We start from the raw sequence: 18,505 nt of genomic DNA, 5'->3' as shown, positions 1-18,505 counted from the left end.
AAAAAGTTAGGATTACTGGCTTTGTAGTAATCCTAACTATTATACTCTTAATTTTTACTTTCTTCTAACACTACTGGAATATCAACAGTTTTCTTATCTCTTATTACCTCTATATTCAAAGTGTCTCCTGCATTTTTACTGTCTTTTATGTCCTTAAGTTCATCAAATGTCTTAGCTTCTTTTCCGTCACACTTAACAATAATATCACCTATTTTTATTCCTGCCTTTTCAGCTGGTGAAAATTCATCAACTGAAGCTACATATAAGCCTTCTGATAAACTATATTTTTTAGCTGTATCACTATCAATTGCTCTTATTTGAATACCCAAATTTAATATAGGTTTTGATAAAGCATCAATCTTGTTTTTTACTTCATTTATAGGAATTGCAAATCCTATTCCTTCAACACCAGCATCTCCAGCTGCTTGAGAACCTATCTTCATAGAATTTATTCCTATGACCTGCCCTTTTGCATTTACTAATGGTCCTCCACTATTTCCTGGATTAATGGCTGCATCAGTTTGAATCAAATTTACGCTTTCTCCATTTTGAGTATCTATTGTTCTATTACTTCCGCTTATAACACCTTTAGTAAGAGTTTGAGCAAAGTTCTTTGAAAGAGGTGTTCCAATAGCTATAACTTCTTCTCCTGGATAAACTTCATCAGAATCTCCAAGTTCTGCAACTGCTGGGACCTTAGTACCGTCCTTTAACTTAAGCATTGCAAGATCTTTTCCTTGATCATAGTTTACTACAGATGCACTTACTTCAGTATTGTCACTCAAGGTTACTGTAATTTCTTTAGCACCTTGAATTACATGATAATTAGTTATTATATATCCATCAGTGTTTATTATGAAACCCGATCCCATTCCATCTACTTCTCCACCCATGAATCCATTATCACTTACTCCTTTAGTTGAAACAATAACAACTGCTGGCGCTACCTTGTTGAACGCATCTGCTGCTGACATTGCATCAGATGAACTTGATGAAAAAGATTGTGGAATAGTACTTACAATTTGCTTAGTGGCGCCCATATTGTTAGATTTCATTAATGTATAAGTAATTCCGCTTCCTAGAGCGCCCCCCAATATTGTAATACATAGCATCCCGGCAATTTTTCCAAGTACTCGTATGCCTCTTCTTTTCTTTTTCTTCGGTTCTACATAAATATTATTATTATTTTGAAATGAATTTTCCCAGTCAGTTTGTTGTGCTTTATCCACTGGTAATGATTCTACATCAATAAATTTTTCATCATTATTCATATATTTCCCTCCTAATTTATACTAATAAGTAATTTATTTTATCAACATTGAGTTATTGAACTTTTATAAATTAAAAATATGAAATCATATTTCAAATTCACTATAGTAGTAACTCTATAGTGTTAGTATAAAATTATTATGTGTCAAACAAATGACAATAATAGATAATTAAATATAAATTTTTATAGAATTCATATTCATTGTAACCTCATTTATCCAAGTATCTAATTTAAAGATATCTACGAGTTAACTTGCCTGCTGCTTTTTAGCCAATTTCTTTGCATCCTTTATAACACTATTTACACCATCAACAATTGCATCTGGATCCAACTCCGAAAGTGGTGATCCATCTACATCTTCCTTATATACTGTTGTATAATCTGAATTTCCTATTTTTTGAATCGGATCTTCTTCATTATTACTTATTACATATAATGGTTTATTTCCTAACAATCCAGCCGTCTGACTATTAGATGCTCCATTATATAAATTCCCTAATTCATTAGAAACTGCCTGCTTATAATTTTTCTTATTCTTGAGCCCATTAAATTCCTCTAATTCATCATTACTTATATGCTCTTCAAAGGTTTTATTTTCCATGGTAAGCCCCATTTTACTTAGTAATGCAGTTAAATTAAAGTTTGAACCAACTGCTTCAAAGCTGCTTCTATAATAAGGGCCCTTAATACTATCTTTAAATTCCTTAGTTTGCATTTTTTCTTCCGATATAGGGTCAACTAACACAACTCCTGCTACAGAATCTGGATATAAATTCATAAAGTTTGTAGTGACTAAACTTCCATATTCCTCGCCAACTAAAATATATGGTTCTGGCGCACCAGCTTTTCTAAGCAAAAGTTTCAAATCTTTTGCTTGTTCTTCCGGAGTTCTAACATCTGTTCCATCATTAAAACCATATCCTCTTCTATTGTATGTAAAAGTTGAGACTTTATTTTCCTCTAATGTCTTGCAGACTTCATCCCATTCATACATGGTAGCTCCTAGAGCTCCGTCGAAGACCACAGTATAATCCCCTTCTGGCTTAAGTTTATATTCCAATTTTCTTCCATCTATTCTAACATATTTAAATCTTGATTTTAATCTTGAGTTATCTATCATATTAGTTATAATTTGTGATACAAACCCAAAAGCAATAAGCAGAGCAATAAAGATAATGCAATTTTTAAAAATTCTTCCCTTGCTAATTTTGTTTTTTTCAACTGTATGCATTCCATTAGAATGTGATAAAAACTTCATGCTTAGACTCTACCCCTCTCCTAATTTTAGATTAGGTTTTGCATTTATATTCAAATCAGATAGTATTCCTTCTTGGTAATTAAAATAAGCTGCACTTCCTATCATTGCTGCATTGTCAGTACATAATATTGGTGATGGAAACAAAATCTCGATTCCTTTTGCCTTTCCCTCTTTTTGAAGTGTTTCTCTTAAGCATGAATTAGATGCAACTCCGCCTGCTACCGCAATTTTACTAACACCTTTTCTTTCGCAGGTTAAAAACAAGTTAGTTTTTAATACATCAATTATTGCTTTTTGAAATGATGCTGCAATATCAGCTTTATTTACTTCTATGCCCTTCATATTGGCTTTGTTTAAATAGTTTAGAACTGCTGATTTAACTCCGCTAAAGGAAAAGTCTAATGTATCATCTTGAAATTTTGCTCTTGGAAATTCTATTGCATCTTCATTACCTTCCTTTGCCAGCTTATCAATCTTAGGGCCTCCTGGATATCCAAGATCCAATGCTCTAGCGACCTTATCATAAGCCTCTCCTGCTGCATCATCTCTTGTTTGAGCAATAACTTCAAAATCTCTATACCCCTTTACATGTACTATAAATGTATGTCCCCCTGAAACCACTAATGACACAAATGGAGGCTTTAAATCCTTATGCTCAATAAAATTCGCACTAATATGTCCTTGAATATGATTGACTCCAATTAATGGTTTTTGTGCTCCTAATGCTAATCCTTTTGCATACTGAAGCCCAACTAAAAGTGCTCCAACAAGTCCTGGTCCATATGTAACTCCTATAGCATCGATATCATTTAAAGATATTTCCGCTTCTTCAAGAGCAGCTTTCACAACACTATCTACTACTTCAATATGCATTCTTGATGCAACTTCAGGTACTACTCCACCAAATTTTTTATGAGTTTCTATTTGCGATGCAATTACATTTGAAAGAACTTCTCTTCCATCTACAACAACTGCTGCTGCAGTTTCATCGCAACTTGATTCTATTGCTAAAATTACCTTTTTACTCATGCTTAATACCTCTTTTTTACAAATAATCTAAACACTATCCAAATATTATAGTATCTTTTCTCACTAAAATCTATTTTATCCTATAATAAGCGCATACTTCTATCTTATTTTTCATTGTTTAATATATTCTTAATATTTAATTAATTAATTAATGAAATATTCTTCTTTCATTCCTCAAATATTATACTTTATATACATAATATTATCAAAGTTGAATTTTTCTAAACTATAAAATATTATCAGCATTAATTTTTTACTTTATGTAAAGACATCAAAATTACAAATTACAAATATAAATATAAACCTATTTATATTTAAACTAAATTTTAGGTATAGGCTTCACCAGAAATAATACATGTCTGGATTTAAGATTATATATCTTTATTGTGTAAAAAAAATATATGCTGTATATTTAAAATAATAACTAAATTTTTACTAAAGGGGAATGAAAATGGCTAATTATGCTAAGGTGATTATTAAAGGCTCACCTATTACAAAATCAAATTTTAAATTACATAATACAGATGGGCGTGCTATTTTACCCCATAGTTCTGGAAAATACCATGATAGATATGCACTATATGAACAGGAAATTGCACTGCTTGCAAGAAGTCAGAACCCTGATATTATTTTTTCTGAAAGCTTAATAGCTGTTTTGAAAGTATACTATAAAAGTGAAAAAAGGCATCCAGATACAATTAATATTACTAAAAGCATATTTGATGGCATAGAAAAAAGCGGCCTGATTGTAAATGATGCTCAAATAACAAAAATTTTTACTGAAGAATATTATGATAAAGAAAATCCTAGATTTGAGTTAGAGCTTTTTACTGAAAGTGAATATGATTTTGGTTATACTATTTCCAAAAAAGTCGTTGCTACTGAACCCAAGCTATATTCACCAATCAAAAAAAGCATATTAAATAGTAAATATAACACTAACTCTTTAACTGACGATGCTAGAAACAAAAAAAATACTGATATTCCTATTAATGATAAATTTTTTAACACACCTGAAAAAAATAATATATGTTCATTTTGTAAGGAAGTTATTCTCTCAAATGATTATGTAAAAGCTGATAATGGCAAAACCTTAATATGCAAAAAATGTTTTACTAAATTATTTTAAATATATTTATTAAATTGCTACGAGAAAGGAAATTTATTTATGAACGATAAACTTGACGTTATTTTCTTTGGAGATAGTCTAACTTTTGGATATGGAGTAACTAAACAAGATTCATGGGTATACAAGCTTACAGAGGAATATTCCCTTTCCTCATTAAATAAAGCCTGCAATGGTGACACTACTGTAGGAATGCTTACCCGTTACTACACTGATGTGTTAACTTATAATCCATCAAAAATTTTCATAATGGGAGGTACAAATGACCTGCTTCTTGGCAGGTCAGTAACTTCAATAATTGATAATATAAAAATAATGATTAATGATGCTATAGACATTAATTCAAAAATAATCATAGGAATACCACCTAGAATTATAGGCGCCATGGCTAATACATGTTTTTCACCATCAAGCTTTTATAACTACACAGAAAGTGAACTCTTAAACTTAAAAAAAGAACTAATTAAATTATGCTCTGCTTATGAAATACCTTATATTAATTTCTACGATTTAACATTGGACAAAAATGATATTTATTTAGATGGAATTCACTTAACAGCCTCTGGCCATGAACTCATGTATAAAGAAGCCCTAGCCTATTTTTAAATTATATCACGATTAATAAACACAATGCCTTTAGTATATGTATTTCTTTATATATTGTGAAGCTTTTACTCCACATTCAATTCCATCTGTTTCTTCCATATGCAAGGCGTTTTCTCCATATATTATATTTCCACATGCAAAGAAACCATCTACAGATGTTTGAAAATCTGCTACCTCAGGTCCTAGTATTCTTTTATCAATATTGATATTTAATTTCTTTAGTATTGAGATTTCTGGTAAATAACCAACTGATAATAACAAAGAATCACAGTTCCGCTCTTCCACCACTTGATTATTTAAATTTACTATTTTTAATTTTTTTATTCTAGTTTCGCCTTCAATCTCAGTAATTCTTGAATTTTCTATTATAGGAATATCAAATCCCTCAATAATTTCATGTATTTCTTCATCAGCTAGCTCTTTAAAACTTTTTTCAATTACTATGCCTTCTATATTTCCTCCCTCTATAATCAGCCTTCTAGCAACTATAAATCCCCACTTATCTTTTGCTAGAATTATAGTATTTCTTCCTGGTAAATATCCCTCTAAATTAATTATTCTATGAGCCTCTGCAACTGTAAATATTCCTGTAAGTCCATTTGTAGGAATAACAACATTTCCTGAATATTTTTCTTTTGCACCCATGGCAAATATTATGGCTCCGGCAGTTATTTCTTTGACACCATCTTTAGAATTCACATATGTAATAACTTTTTCCCTTGTAACATCTAATACAGTAGTATTTAGGATAACTTCTATACAATCTCCATTTAATTGTCGCTCTATAAAATCTACATATTCTGGACCTGTCACTGATTCATTTAAAAATCTTTTCCCAAATCCATTATGAATACATTGATTAATTAATCCACCAACACTAGATTCTTTTTCTATAATTAATACTTTTTTTATACCTTCCTTTGCAGCGCCAATTGCGGCTGTCATTCCAGCTATTCCTGCTCCAACGATAATTAAATCATAATCTGGCATTCTAGCACCCCCACTATTACTCACTATAGTCTTATTAATTTTTTAGCTTTCTTCATGGTAACAACCATATCATATATATTTACTACTTCTCCAAAATCAATATTTTCTTTTAACTTATAATATTCTAAAGAACTGTCATTTATTAAGATTGCCACACCTTTTTTATATAACATTTTCAACTGTTCAGATGTATAATTATCATCAAATAACTTCACTCCGGAATTTAAAAACAAGATTGATTTTGGAAGTTCATCATATTCATTTAATGCTTCGAAATATTCCTGCATTAAAAGATTTCCTATTTTTTCATCTCCAATTCCAAGTTTATCACTTGTTACTAATATTGAAAATATATTCTCTTCCTCTTCTGCTTCTAAACATCCTCTTTTTTCTACTTTTATTTCAAATCTATTTTCATCATTCTCTGTGTCTATCCTATATCCTTTATGGATAGCATATCTCATAACATTAGAACGTCCAAGTTCGCTGTCTACTATTATAATTGCTTCTCCTTCACCAATTGAATTAAAGTATTTTTTAATTTCCCTTATTATTTTTAAGTAAGAAAGTCCTCTACAATCTATTTCTTTCATATCCTTAGCCCCTTTATAATATTTTTTGCGAATGATTTACTAAATTTTTAACATTTCTATGTAATTTACTATAACATTATTATATAAATTTTTCTGCATTAATAGTATAACATGCAAATTATATTTATTTTATAAAAAAAAATATTTAATTTGCCTTTTAATTACTTATATATCATTAATTTTATATTTGTTTAATCTATAAAATTATGTATACTATAATATAGTGAATGTTGAATTGAGGTGAAATAATGAGTTCTTTTAACTCTAAAATTAACAACTTTATAAAAAATAAATTAACAAAAGATACAATTATCAGATTAATATTTTTTCTACTTCCTGTAATTTCAATAGTATTAAAAGGTATACTATTTCAGGGCTTCGTTACTAACAAAGATCCTTATGCTTTTGATTTTTCTGCTGGATATAGTTCTGCTGATCCATGCTTAAATTATTATATAGCTTTTGCTTTAGTGTTTTTAAGTTTTTCCCTTTTATTTAAAGGAAGAGGACGAATAATATATACCTTTGTAATAGATTTCGTTTTAACATTATTAATATTAATCGATCTTTGGTATTTCCGTGGTTTTTTAACAGTACCGTCTGCATTAATATTAACGCAAACAGCTAATTTAGATAATATGTCTGGAAGTATATTATCATTTCTAAGTAAATCGGATATTATATTCTTTGTTGATTTTATAGTTTTAGCTATATATGCATTTATAACTAGAAAGTCTTTTACTAAGAAACATGGACGAGCTATTATAGCTTCTCTAGGTACTCTTATTTTATCAATATTATTTATAATTTATGTCCCTTTTAGCATAAATGTATTAAATAATAAAGATGTACATAATGCGTATCTTTTTGACAATTATGATAAATCAAATACTGCTAGATACTTTTCTCCTATAGGATATCACATAATTGACTGTTACACTGTTTACCGTGATTCTAAACCATATAAACTAACTGATCAGGATAAGACAGATATTAATAAATTATATGATATAAAAAAAGAAGATTTGCCCGACAATGAATACTTTGGCAAAGCTAAAGGTAAAAACTTGATCTATATTCAAGTTGAATCCTTAGAGGATTTTGTTATAGGTAAATCAATTAACGGTAAAGAAATTACTCCTAATTTAAATAAGCTAGTACAAAATTCTTTGTATTTTCCTAATACTTTTGAACAAGTTAATGAAGGTACAAGCTCAGATGCGGATTTAATGGTCAATACTTCTATGTTACCATTAAGACAAGGTAGTACTTTCTTTAGATATCCAAACACCAATTATAATTCTATGCCAAATATACTAGAAAGCGAAGGTTATAATACCTATGCAATTCACCCAGATAAAGGTTCCTTCTGGAATTATAAAAATGGGTTACTTGGTATTGGTTTTGACAATTTTTCTGATTATTACTCTTTCAATGTTGATGAAGAAATAGGTCTTGGTATTAGTGATAAAAGATACTTTGAACAAGTTGTTCCTATGCTAAAAAATCAGAAGCAGCCATTTTACACTGAAACTGTAACTTTAACTAGTCATGGTCCTTTTGATCTTCCTGCAAAGTATAGAGAACTTGGACTTGACCCTGAATTAAATGATAGTAAAATGGGTGGTTATTTTGAAAGTATTCATTATACTGATGCGCAAATAGGTAATTTCCTTGATGCATTAGACAAGGAAGGACTTCTTCAAAATAGTATAATTGCAATAATGGGTGATCATACAGGAATTCATAAATATTATGATGACAGCATTGGCCAATTATCACATAAAGAAGATTGGTTCATGAATACCGGAAACCCTACTGTTCCATTTTTAATTTATGATCCATCTAATAAAGAAGGAAAAACATTTGATAAATTATATAATGGTCAGATAGATGTAATGCCAACTCTTCTTTACTATCTTGGAGTTGATAAAGCTAAATATGAGGATACTGCTTTAGGTAAAAATTTGTTAAATACTCAAAAGTCTTTTGCAGTGCTAACTAATGGTACACTTAAAGGCGGGGAAAACCTTACTGATGAAGAAAAGGAACTTTATAAAAAATCATTAGATCTTTCAGACAAGATGATACGTGCAAATTATAGACATGATTCAAATTAAGTATAGATAAACAAATTTTATGTGCTAACACTATTAAAATAAAGAAGTGATATATTGTTTCTATGATTTATAGTAACAATATATCACTTTTCTATTCTTAAAAATTTTACCGTAATAGAGGCATGCTGCCAGTTAATTTGTTCATAATTTATTTTCTGCTTCATTTAGTCTCATATATATCTCTCCTTTTTAACCTCTTTATAAAAAAAGTTATATATTTAAATGGATTCCTAAAACCATTCTGTGATATATATAATCCTGATATTATAAAAGCAGCTCCAAATAAAACTACATAAGTTATTGATTCTTTTAATACTATTACTGATGTTACTGCTGTTATAAGCGGAACTATATAAATATAATTACTTGCTTTAACTGCACCTATGAAGCTCACACCAATATTCCAAGTAATAAAACATAAAGCTGAAGCTACTAAGCTTAGAAATAGTATATTAAACAAAATACTAGGCATAATTAATCTTTCTATAGATAAATTAACATTCAGAATAAGGATTAATGGTATCATAAATATTACTCCATAAAAGAAGATTTTCCGTGTTATATAAATATAATTATATTTATATTTGTTATTAAGTCTTTTTAGTATTATAGAGTAAACTGACCATGTAGCTGATGCTAATATAGCCAAAAAATCTCCAAATGGATTTAGTTTCAAAATGAAGCTTCCATTAAATACAACTAAAAATACACCTATTATAGCTATAATAAATCCATACAATAAGTTTTTTGAAAAAGTCTCATGTTCCATAAAAAACTTGCTTAATATAGCCGTTAATATAGGTGCCACAGCACTAAATAGCCCTACATTTGATGCTAACGTGTATTTTAGAGCCACATTTTCAATTAAATAATATAATGTAACACCTGTAATCCCAGCACTTGCAAAAATCAATTCCTCTTTAATGCTATTAATTTTTTTAAATCGAGGATAAACTAGCATCAAAGTAAAATACGCAATTATAAATCTATAGAACAATATTTCCATTGGCTGAAGTTTCCCTAAAAGTACTTTTGTTGAAATATAAGTTGTTCCCCAAATAATCATTGTTAATAAAGTCATCAAATTACCGACTATATATTTATTTTTCATTTAACGCCCTCTCATCTTTACCTATAAAAATTTTCATATATTGCTTTGGAGTAAGTCCTATAAATTTCTTAAAGAAATTAGTAAAATGGCTTTGATCTGTGAAACCAGTTTTAAGCGCCACTTCTAAAGGAAAAACTCCTTGTTCTAAAAGCTTTTTTGCTTCATTTATACGTATTGCTTCAAGATAACTATATGGCGATATTCCCATTTGTCTTGTAAAAGATCTTAGCAAATGATACTTACTTATTCCTGTTAAATCACTCAAATCATTTAATGTAATATTCTTTGCATAATTACTTTTTAAAAATTTACATACACTATTAATTTCTGCATTAACATCTTGATCGTTAACTGATAAATCTCCATTTGAATATTCAGTTATTAACTGCTCCATTATAAAGAAAAATATTTCTTCTTTTTTAAAGTCTTTTTCTTCCTGCATTATCATACGATGTAATTCACGTACTGAAAGCGCCAGCTCATTGCTGAATAATACATTTTCTGTAAAGTAAGGTATATAATCTTTGTTCGTTATTTCAAATACTATCTTTTTCATTACATCTGGTTGAATGTTTATACAACGATAATCTAATGTTTTATTATCTATTTGCTCACAGGTATGATTATCATTAGGATTAAATATAATTAAATCACCCGGTCCAATATTATATGCTTTATTTTTGCATAATAAGTAACGCTGCCCATTTTCAATAAAGCCAATTACATAATAATCATGAAAATGATTTGGAAACTTTTGAGCAATCCCCTTAAAACTATATGCTTCCACATTTAAATCTGTATCAAAATAAACACTTCTAACTTCCTTTTGCATTTAGAGCCTCCTTCTAACCTAAATGAGATCAAAATTAAATCATAGAATCAAATCTATTTCCTCTACTTATGTATAATGATACCATTATTAAATCAACATTTCTTGTATGATATTGCTTGAACTTTTATTTAAAATTTAAATTTATCATAAAGAATAAAGTATAAAAAATAATCAGGAATCCAAAAAGCTCCCTGATTATTTTTTATATTATTTCTTTCTTATCTTTTTCAATTCTTCTTTAAGCCTCTCAAGAGAATACTGATACTTTAATGATTTAATATTAGGAAAGGCTCTAAAAATACGCTTATTACTTGATTTATTTTTCATTATTATTTTTTCAAGATTAATTTTCAATTTATTTATCTGCTCTTTTGCAAAAACAATTTTATCATTTTGTTGATCTATTAATACATCAAATTTATTAATGTTTTGCTGCAATATTCCTTTATATATTTCACTTTTTTCTTTAATTTCTTCCAGCAATATATACATTTCTTTTAGCTTTCCACTGAACTGTAAAACTTTATAAGTTGTAGCCGCTGTATCTATTAAGAAATACAAACTTGAGATACTGAATATCCACATAATAATATCTGCTGTCATCTTCATTACAAGCTCTGATAATAATGGGTGTATAAATTCAACTAAAATCAATGATAAAATCCCAAACAGCATAGAATTTACCAGACACACTCTGCCTTTTATATTAAATCTGTAATTCGAATAATCCCACCATTTAAGATTAAAAACTGTTTCAAGTAAAAAACCTGTAATATATTCTAATACACTGGCACAAATCATTGCACTTAAATATAAGATTATAATATTATTTGAAATTGGAGTTAATAGTATTATTACTGCAAGCGCGCCAAATCCATATACTGGGCAAAATGGTCCCTTTAAAAAACCTCTGTTAACATATTGTTTATCAATTATTGAGCAATAGCTAGTTTCACAGACCCATCCCCCAAAGCTATAAATCAAAAAATAGATAAAATAAATATATACATTATTCACATCCCCATAACCGCCCTCAATACATCTATAAAATTTTTCAAACTATTTTCCTGCCACAGAAAGTTCCTTTACAATTACAGACGGACAACCAACACTGCTCATAGGAAACTTCAAATCACTTCCTACTACCTCTATATCTTTTAACAACGTGAAAAAGTTGCCGGCAACTGTGATTTGCTCCACTGGAAAGCTCTTTTTCCCATTTTCAACCATAAATCCTTTAGCTGCTAAGGAAAAATCTCCTGTCACTGCACTAGCTCCTGAGTGAAGCCCAGCAAAATCTGTTATTATTACACCTTCTTTAACTTCACTGCAAAGCTCCTCAAAGGATTTTTCTCCAGGCTTTATATAAAAGTTTGTTGGACTTACCCCAACTATTGAAGCATATGAATTTTTAAACCCATTACCTGTAGATTTAGTTCCAGCTTTATATGCTGTTTTTAAATTATATAACAAGGTATTTAATCTTCCATTAGTTATTATTTCTTTCTTATAAGTTGCAACACCTTCATCATCAAAGGAAGTAGTTCCAAGCCCATCTTCTAAATGAGGATCATCAATTAAGGTTACTACATCCGAAGCTATAATTTCCCCTTCCTTGCCTTTTAACAAAGATAATCCTTTTTGTACTTGCTCTGAATTAAAAATTCCTGCAAAAGTTCCAAGCAATGATACCATAGACTCATTATTTATAATTATCTTATATTTACCTGATGAAATACTTCTTCCCCCAATTTTAGAAAGCGCTTCTTCCAGTCCTTGTTTGGCTAATTCTGATGGCTTAATATCTTCTGCTTTCTTTGCCATTACATATCCAGTCCCATCATATTTCTCACTATCTGCTTCCACTATAGGTACTACATATGCACTTAGACTGTTTCTTTCACTTTTTAAATTAAGACCTTTTGAATTTATTATTCCATAAGTTGCCTTACCATAACCAATTCCACAGCCTTGAAAACTTACTACTTTATCACATTGTTTCTTGCACTCTTTTTCCATATCTAAAGCAAGAGCTATAAGCTCATCTGGTTTTATATCATCTAATTCTTTCTTATAGCAGTCTATATCTTTATATTCTTTATCTCCCTCATATATAAACTGTACATCATCATTTTCTATAGCTAACGCTGCTTCTTTTGCATTTGTTATAAGAGTATCTACTGCTTCTTCATCTATGATCTCTGTATAAGAGTATCCCATCTTATTGTTTATCTTTCCTCTAAAGGACAATCCAAAGGCGTTATTTAATTTATACTTCTCGACTTCACCTTCATAAACATTTAAACTTAAGCTTTCAGAATCAGAATAGTATATTTCACATTCTTCAAATCCTGAACTTTTAGCTTTTTTAAATAATTCTTCTTTAAATAAGTTAAACTCCATACTTATCTACCTCCAACAGTCATTTTCTTCACTCTAATCATAGGCTGACCTACATTGGTAGGAATGCTTCCAGATGATGCCCCACACATTCCCTGCGCTACATCTAAGTTATCTCCAACCATATCAATATCCATAAGCACTTGGCTTCCTTTGCCGATAAGACTTGCTCCTCTTACTGGCTCTTCAATTTTACCATCTTTAACTAAATATCCTTCTTGAACAGCAAAATTAAATTCACCTGTTACAGGATTAACAGATCCTCCACCTAACTTTTTAGCATATAAACCATCTTCTATTGATTTTATAATATCATCTGGATTATCATTTCCTGCTGCTATATACGTATTAGTCATTCTTGAAGTTGGCTGAAACTTATAACTTTGTCTTCGAGAGCTTCCTGTTGCCTCCATCTTCATACGTCTTCCATTTAACTTATCAATCATGTAGCCCTTTAATATACCATTTTCGATTAAGACATTCTTTTTAGTATCATTTCCTTCATCATCTATGTTAAGAGATCCCCATGCATTTGGCACTGTACCATCATCAATTGCTGTCACCTTAGTTGATGCAATTTGCTCTCCAAGCTTATTTGCAAAAACTGAATTTCCTTTAGCTACAGCACTTGCTTCTAAAGAGTGTCCACATGCTTCATGGAATATAACTCCGCCAAACCCATTATCTATTGCTACAGTCATATTGCCAGCTGGACAATTTCGTGCATTAAGCATAGTATGAGCCACTCTGGCTGCTTCCTTTCCATGATATTCTGGATCTATTGTATCAAACATTTCAATTCCCATGTGTCTTCCTGGTCCCTCAAATCCAGTTTGATTTTCGTTTCCTTTCGATGCAATCGCACTTACACCAAGTCTTGTTCTTATTCTCGTATCTTGAACATATAAGCCTTCGGTATTTGCAATCAAAATATTCTGTTCTTTGTCAGAGTAACTCGCAATGACTTGGGAAATATCATTATTAAAATTCTTTGCTCCATTATAAGCACTTTTTAAAATTGCTATCTTCCTATCATACGCTACACTTCTAGGATAATAAATTATTGAATGTATTGTTTCAATTTTCTTATCATTCAAGACAATTGTATTTATATCATTTTGTTTAGCATTACCTAATGCCAATGCAGCTCTATATGCAGTGTCTAAAAGGCTGCTTAGACTATTATTATTTGTATACGCATATACACTGTTTAACCCTTTAAAAATTCTAATTCCGATACCATAGATTCTACCTCCTATAGCATCATCTACTTTGCCATCAACTAATGATATAGAATTATTAATCGAATTTTCTTCAAAAATTTCAGCAAAATCTCCTCCAGTTACTAAGCATTTTGCTAATACTTCACCTAAAATACCTTTTGATAACATTTTACTCCTCCTTTTATTTCTAAATATAAAGCAAAAAACTACATATTATTACTTTTTTAATTAATACATTTAGATATAAGTGTAATATCAATTAAATCACATTAACAGACTAACTAGCATTAATTATTTCTTTTCTAATTAATCATAAAAATGATCTATTAAATTTAATTATATCTATATTCTATACTAAAATCCAAAAGTTTATTATATAAAACTTACCAGTTATAAAAAATAGACTATGCTCTCTTCAATTATTATAATAATAACAGCTATATAACTGCTCTAATATTATTATAAATGAAAATAGCATAGTCATATTTAATTATTTTAAAATCTTAAATTCGTATCCTTGTGATTTTAAATATTCTATTATTCCTGGCAAAGCTTTTGCTGTTTCTTCTTTTCCATAAGTATCATGCATTAATATTATTGCTTTTTCTCTTTTACCCACAGTTTCTTTAACTTGCTCTGTTAATTGCTGTGCATTTTTATGAGCTCCCTCCGCATCTTTTGATAATGCATTCCAATCAATTTGATGCCAATCCTTACCATGTAATGCATTATCCATAGCTTCTGCCCCTTGAGGATCTTTCTTATCCCATGTCATTTGTCCGCCTGGAAATCTAAAGGCTCTAGTCGAAAAATCCTGTCCTAAAATATTTTTTAATGATTGATTTGTTTTATCAAAATCAGCCATACAGTTATCTAAATTTATCTTTCCATTAGGGTATAGATAATTATAATTGTGCGAATAAGTATGATTACCTATAGCGTTACCTTCTGATACTTCTCTTTTAACTAAATTTTTATTAGCTTCACTAGCATCTAGTTCTTTGCCAACTATGAAAAAAGTTGCATGAACATTTTCGGCTTTAAGAATATCCAATATTTGGGGAGTTACTGTTTCCGATGGTCCATCATCAAATGTTAAATACACTACCTTTTTTCCATCAGCTCCATCTGGTTTTTGACCTTTCATTTGTTGTTGTAGGTATTTTTCAACGAATGCAACATCCTCTACTTCGGAATTACTTTCTGTTGTAGGCGCAGTATTACTTGCTATTTCAGTTTGATTGTCTTTAGTATTAGAATCTAAATTTGTATCCAGATTAGCATCTAGCGCTTGTACTGCCTGCTTGCTTGTTGAGAACTTCACAGCCATTACTGCACTTACAACAACAACAAGTATCGCAGCTAAAATAAATAATATAGTAATTCTTGCATTCCTAATATTTTTAATTTTATTATTATTTTGTTTATTATTATGCCCCATCCTATAATCCCTCTTATATTTCTTTATAATATTTATTATGTTTACACCTGTTTGTATTACATACAAATCGAATTCGCGCATATTCAATTTACATTTTTACTTTAACAAAACAATATCTTATAAATATCAATTAATTGCAATTTAGTTGTAAAACTTACTTATACTTAAAATATTCCTTACACTTATATAGTATAGATTTTATAGGGATTTTATACAATAAAAAAAAGCCGATTTCTCGACTAAAGTTTTTTCCTTTTAAACAAAAAAATGGCTCCGCGAAGAGGACTCGAACCTCCAACCTATCGGTTAACAGCCGAGTGCTCCACCATTGAGCTATCGCGGAACATTAAGTGATTTCCCAAATCTATGATTTGGTCGAAAGAACTTATATTCTTTCAAAATTGCATATAATTTTCAATGTATATTACAACTTGATTATATTGGTCAAGCCCTCGACCTATTAGTATCAGTCAGCTAAATATGTTACCATACTTACACCTCTGACCTATCAACCTTGTAGTCTTCAAGGGGTCTTACTAGCTTATGCTATGGGAAATCTCATCTTGAGGTGGGCTTCACACTTAGATGCTTTCAGCGTTTATCCCTTCCCGACTTAGCTACCCAGCTATGCTTCTGGCGAAACAACTGGTACACCATAGGTCAGTCCATCCCGGTCCTCTCGTACTAAGGACAGCTCCTCTCAAATTTCCTACGCCCGCGACGGATAGGGACCGAACTGTCTCACGACGTTCTGAACCCAGCTCGCGTGCCGCTTTAATGGGCGAACAGCCCAACCCTTGGGACCTACTTCAGCCCCAGGATGCGACGAGCCGACATCGAGGTGCCAAAACCTCCCCGTCGATGTGAACTCTTGGGGGAGATCAGCCTGTTATCCCCGAGGTAGCTTTTATCCGTTGAGCGATGGCCCTCCCACGAGGTACCACCGGATCACTAAGCCCGACTTTCGTCCCTGCTCCACTTGTAAGTGTCGCAGTCAGGCTCCCTTCTGCCTTTGCACTCTTCGAACGATTTCCGACCGTTCTGAGGGAACCTTTGGGCGCCTCCGTTACATTTTAGGAGGCGACCGCCCCAGTCAAACTGCCCACCTAACAATGTCCTGTCACCAGTTTCATGGCATCCAGTTAGAACTTCAATACTATCAGGGTGGTATCCCAACAACGACTCCTCCAAAGCTGACGCCCTGGTATCCCAGTCTCCCACCTATCCTGTACAGACAATACCGAAATTCAATGCTAAGCTACAGTAAAGCTCTACGGGGTCTTTCCGTCCAATCGCGGGTAGCGAGCATCTTCACTCGCACTACAACTTCGCCGGATTTGCAGTTGAGACAGTGCACAAGTCATTACGCCATTCGTGCGGGTCAGAACTTACCTGACAAGGAATTTCGCTACCTTAGGACCGTTATAGTTACGGCCGCCGTTTACTGGGGCTTAAGTTCATACCTTCGCTTGCGCTAAGTATTCCCCTTAACCTTCCAGCACCGGGCAGGCGTCAGCCCCTATACATCAGCTTTCGCTTTAGCAGAGACCTGTGTTTTTGTTAAACAGTTGCTTGTGCCTATTCTCTGCGACCTACGTTTCCGTAGGCACCCCTTATTCCGAAGTTACGGGGTCAATTTGCCTAGTTCCTTAACTGCAATTCTTCCGTCGGCCTTAGGATTCTCTCCTCATCTACCTGTGTCGGTTTGCGGTACGGGCACTACTTCTCTCTCTAGATGCTTTTCTTGGAAGCATGGAATCAGATACTTCGGCTCCGTAGAGCCTTCCCCATCACGCCTCAGAATTGTTGGAACGGATTTGCCAATCCCAACTCCCTAAACGCTTAGACTAGCATCCAATAGCTAGCACATCCTATCCTTCTCCGTCACACCCTCGATATTAACGATGATAGTGGTATTGGAATATCAACCAATTGTCCATCGGCTACGCCTCTCGGCCTCGCCTTAGGTCCCGACTAACCCTGAGAAGACAAACTTTACTCAGGAAACCTTAGATATTCGGCCTGTAAGATTCTCACTTACATCTCGCTACTAATGCCAACATTCTCACTCGTAATCAGTCCACCGCTCCTTTCGGTACGACTTCAGCCCGATTACGACGCTCCTCTACCGCTCACGTATACACGTGAACCCGTAGCTTCGGTGGTAAGTTTGAGCCCCGGACATTTTCGGCGCAGGATCTCTTGACTAGTGAGCTATTACGCACTCTTTTAATGAGTGGCTGCTTCTAAGCCAACATCCTAGTTGTCTTAGAAATCCCACATCCTTTTCCACTTAACTTACACTTTGGGACCTTAGCTGACGATCTGGGCTGTTTCCCTTTTGACCATGGAACTTATCTTTCACAGTCTGACTGCCGGACTGATAGTATATGGCATTCGGAGTTTGATAAGGTTCGGTAAGCGCTATGCCCCCTAGCCTATTCAGTGCTCTACCTCCACTACTCACATTTTCCGACGCTAGCCCTAAAGCTATTTCGAGGAGAAC

General features: G+C 32.0%; 14 protein-coding genes, 1 tRNA gene and 1 rRNA gene (1 of these 16 only partly in view). 3 read left to right on the top strand and 13 right to left on the bottom strand.

The features are described 5' to 3' along the window. Positions 1–47 precede the first annotated feature (47 nt). From CDLVIII_RS03685 to tsaD, 3 genes are all read right to left on the bottom strand, one after another. Positions 48–1,271: a trypsin-like peptidase domain-containing protein gene (locus CDLVIII_RS03685; protein ID WP_009168084.1), complete on the bottom strand. Its 1,224-nt coding sequence runs from the start codon at positions 1,269–1,271 to the stop codon at positions 48–50. A 246-nt stretch (positions 1,272–1,517) separates the two neighbouring features. Then, positions 1,518–2,528, bottom strand: coding sequence for an alpha/beta hydrolase (locus CDLVIII_RS03680; RefSeq protein WP_009168083.1), 1,011 nt, complete (start codon positions 2,526–2,528; stop codon positions 1,518–1,520). A gap of 9 nt (positions 2,529–2,537) precedes the next feature. Next, positions 2,538–3,557 (bottom strand): tRNA (adenosine(37)-N6)-threonylcarbamoyltransferase complex transferase subunit TsaD, encoded by a 1,020-nt coding sequence (tsaD, locus tag CDLVIII_RS03675; protein ID WP_009168082.1) that lies wholly within the window; start codon positions 3,555–3,557, stop codon positions 2,538–2,540. A 451-nt stretch (positions 3,558–4,008) separates the two neighbouring features. Between tsaD and CDLVIII_RS03670 the strand changes: the two genes are divergently transcribed. Both CDLVIII_RS03670 and CDLVIII_RS03665 read left to right on the top strand, forming a co-directional pair. After that, entirely contained in the window at positions 4,009–4,686 is a 678-nt protein-coding gene (locus tag CDLVIII_RS03670) for a RusA family crossover junction endodeoxyribonuclease (RefSeq protein ID WP_009168081.1), read from the top strand. A 39-nt stretch (positions 4,687–4,725) separates the two neighbouring features. After that, entirely contained in the window at positions 4,726–5,289 is a 564-nt protein-coding gene (locus tag CDLVIII_RS03665) for a GDSL-type esterase/lipase family protein (RefSeq protein WP_009168080.1), read from the top strand. 30 nt (positions 5,290–5,319) lie between these two features. On the opposite strand, the gene CDLVIII_RS03660 is transcribed toward CDLVIII_RS03665, so the two are convergent. Continuing rightward, positions 5,320–6,279: an NAD(P)/FAD-dependent oxidoreductase gene (locus tag CDLVIII_RS03660; RefSeq protein ID WP_009168079.1), complete on the bottom strand. Its 960-nt coding sequence runs from the start codon at positions 6,277–6,279 to the stop codon at positions 5,320–5,322. Positions 6,280–6,302: 23 nt separating this feature from the next. Beyond that, the gene (gene yedF, locus CDLVIII_RS03655; RefSeq protein ID WP_009168078.1) at positions 6,303–6,872 is read right to left on the bottom strand and encodes a sulfurtransferase-like selenium metabolism protein YedF; all 570 of its coding nucleotides are present in this window, start codon (positions 6,870–6,872) and stop codon (positions 6,303–6,305) included. A 248-nt stretch (positions 6,873–7,120) separates the two neighbouring features. Between yedF and CDLVIII_RS03650 the strand changes: the two genes are divergently transcribed. Further along, positions 7,121–8,992 (top strand): LTA synthase family protein, encoded by a 1,872-nt coding sequence (locus CDLVIII_RS03650; RefSeq protein WP_009168077.1) that lies wholly within the window; start codon positions 7,121–7,123, stop codon positions 8,990–8,992. A 160-nt stretch (positions 8,993–9,152) separates the two neighbouring features. Here the strand turns inward: CDLVIII_RS03650 and CDLVIII_RS03645 are convergent, their stop codons facing one another. From CDLVIII_RS03645 to CDLVIII_RS03610, 8 genes are all read right to left on the bottom strand, one after another. Then, the gene (locus tag CDLVIII_RS03645) at positions 9,153–10,103 is read right to left on the bottom strand and encodes a DMT family transporter (protein ID WP_009168076.1); all 951 of its coding nucleotides are present in this window, start codon (positions 10,101–10,103) and stop codon (positions 9,153–9,155) included. Beyond that, the gene (locus CDLVIII_RS03640; RefSeq protein WP_009168075.1) at positions 10,093–10,935 is read right to left on the bottom strand and encodes an AraC family transcriptional regulator; all 843 of its coding nucleotides are present in this window, start codon (positions 10,933–10,935) and stop codon (positions 10,093–10,095) included. Before CDLVIII_RS03640 ends, CDLVIII_RS03645 begins: the two co-directional genes overlap by 11 nt. Positions 10,936–11,142: 207 nt before the next feature. After that, entirely contained in the window at positions 11,143–11,952 is an 810-nt protein-coding gene (locus CDLVIII_RS03635; RefSeq protein ID WP_009168074.1) for a putative ABC transporter permease, read from the bottom strand. A 42-nt stretch (positions 11,953–11,994) separates the two neighbouring features. Further along, on the bottom strand, positions 11,995–13,338 hold the full coding sequence (locus CDLVIII_RS03630; RefSeq protein ID WP_009168073.1) for a TldD/PmbA family protein: 1,344 nt from the start codon (positions 13,336–13,338) through the stop codon (positions 11,995–11,997). A gap of 2 nt (positions 13,339–13,340) precedes the next feature. After that, positions 13,341–14,726, bottom strand: a complete 1,386-nt coding sequence (locus CDLVIII_RS03625; protein ID WP_009168072.1) for a TldD/PmbA family protein — start codon at positions 14,724–14,726, stop codon at positions 13,341–13,343. A 322-nt stretch (positions 14,727–15,048) separates the two neighbouring features. Next, complete coding sequence (locus tag CDLVIII_RS03620) at positions 15,049–15,999, bottom strand: polysaccharide deacetylase family protein (protein WP_009168071.1); 951 nt, start codon at positions 15,997–15,999, stop codon at positions 15,049–15,051. Positions 16,000–16,267: 268 nt separating this feature from the next. Beyond that, positions 16,268–16,342, bottom strand: a tRNA-Asn gene (locus CDLVIII_RS03615). A gap of 97 nt (positions 16,343–16,439) precedes the next feature. Further along, a 23S ribosomal RNA gene (locus CDLVIII_RS03610) occupies positions 16,440–18,505 on the bottom strand; it runs 843 nt beyond the window's last position.

Origin of the sequence: Clostridium sp. DL-VIII, assembly GCF_000230835.1 — a bacterium.
Lineage (GTDB): Bacteria > Bacillota > Clostridia > Clostridiales > Clostridiaceae > Clostridium.
The sequence above is the reverse complement of the archived record's forward strand: the minus strand, read 5'-3'. Positions and strand labels throughout refer to the sequence as shown.

Excerpts from the sequence above, each read along its gene's own strand:
- CDLVIII_RS03685 (WP_009168084.1), bottom strand. The coding sequence starts at position 1,271 with ATGAATAATGATGAAAAATTTATTGATGTAGAATCATTACCAGTGGAT.
- CDLVIII_RS03680 (WP_009168083.1), bottom strand. The coding sequence starts at position 2,528 with ATGAAGTTTTTATCACATTCTAATGGAATGCATACAGTTGAAAAAAAC.
- tsaD (WP_009168082.1), bottom strand. The coding sequence starts at position 3,557 with ATGAGTAAAAAGGTAATTTTAGCAATAGAATCAAGTTGCGATGAAACT.
- CDLVIII_RS03670 (WP_009168081.1), top strand. The coding sequence starts at position 4,009 with ATGGCTAATTATGCTAAGGTGATTATTAAAGGCTCACCTATTACAAAA.
- CDLVIII_RS03665 (WP_009168080.1), top strand. The coding sequence starts at position 4,726 with ATGAACGATAAACTTGACGTTATTTTCTTTGGAGATAGTCTAACTTTT.
- CDLVIII_RS03660 (WP_009168079.1), bottom strand. The coding sequence starts at position 6,279 with ATGCCAGATTATGATTTAATTATCGTTGGAGCAGGAATAGCTGGAATG.
- yedF (WP_009168078.1), bottom strand. The coding sequence starts at position 6,872 with ATGAAAGAAATAGATTGTAGAGGACTTTCTTACTTAAAAATAATAAGG.
- CDLVIII_RS03650 (WP_009168077.1), top strand. The coding sequence starts at position 7,121 with ATGAGTTCTTTTAACTCTAAAATTAACAACTTTATAAAAAATAAATTA.
- CDLVIII_RS03645 (WP_009168076.1), bottom strand. The coding sequence starts at position 10,103 with ATGAAAAATAAATATATAGTCGGTAATTTGATGACTTTATTAACAATG.
- CDLVIII_RS03640 (WP_009168075.1), bottom strand. The coding sequence starts at position 10,935 with ATGCAAAAGGAAGTTAGAAGTGTTTATTTTGATACAGATTTAAATGTG.
- CDLVIII_RS03630 (WP_009168073.1), bottom strand. The coding sequence starts at position 13,338 with ATGGAGTTTAACTTATTTAAAGAAGAATTATTTAAAAAAGCTAAAAGT.
- CDLVIII_RS03625 (WP_009168072.1), bottom strand. The coding sequence starts at position 14,726 with ATGTTATCAAAAGGTATTTTAGGTGAAGTATTAGCAAAATGCTTAGTA.
- CDLVIII_RS03620 (WP_009168071.1), bottom strand. The coding sequence starts at position 15,999 with ATGGGGCATAATAATAAACAAAATAATAATAAAATTAAAAATATTAGG.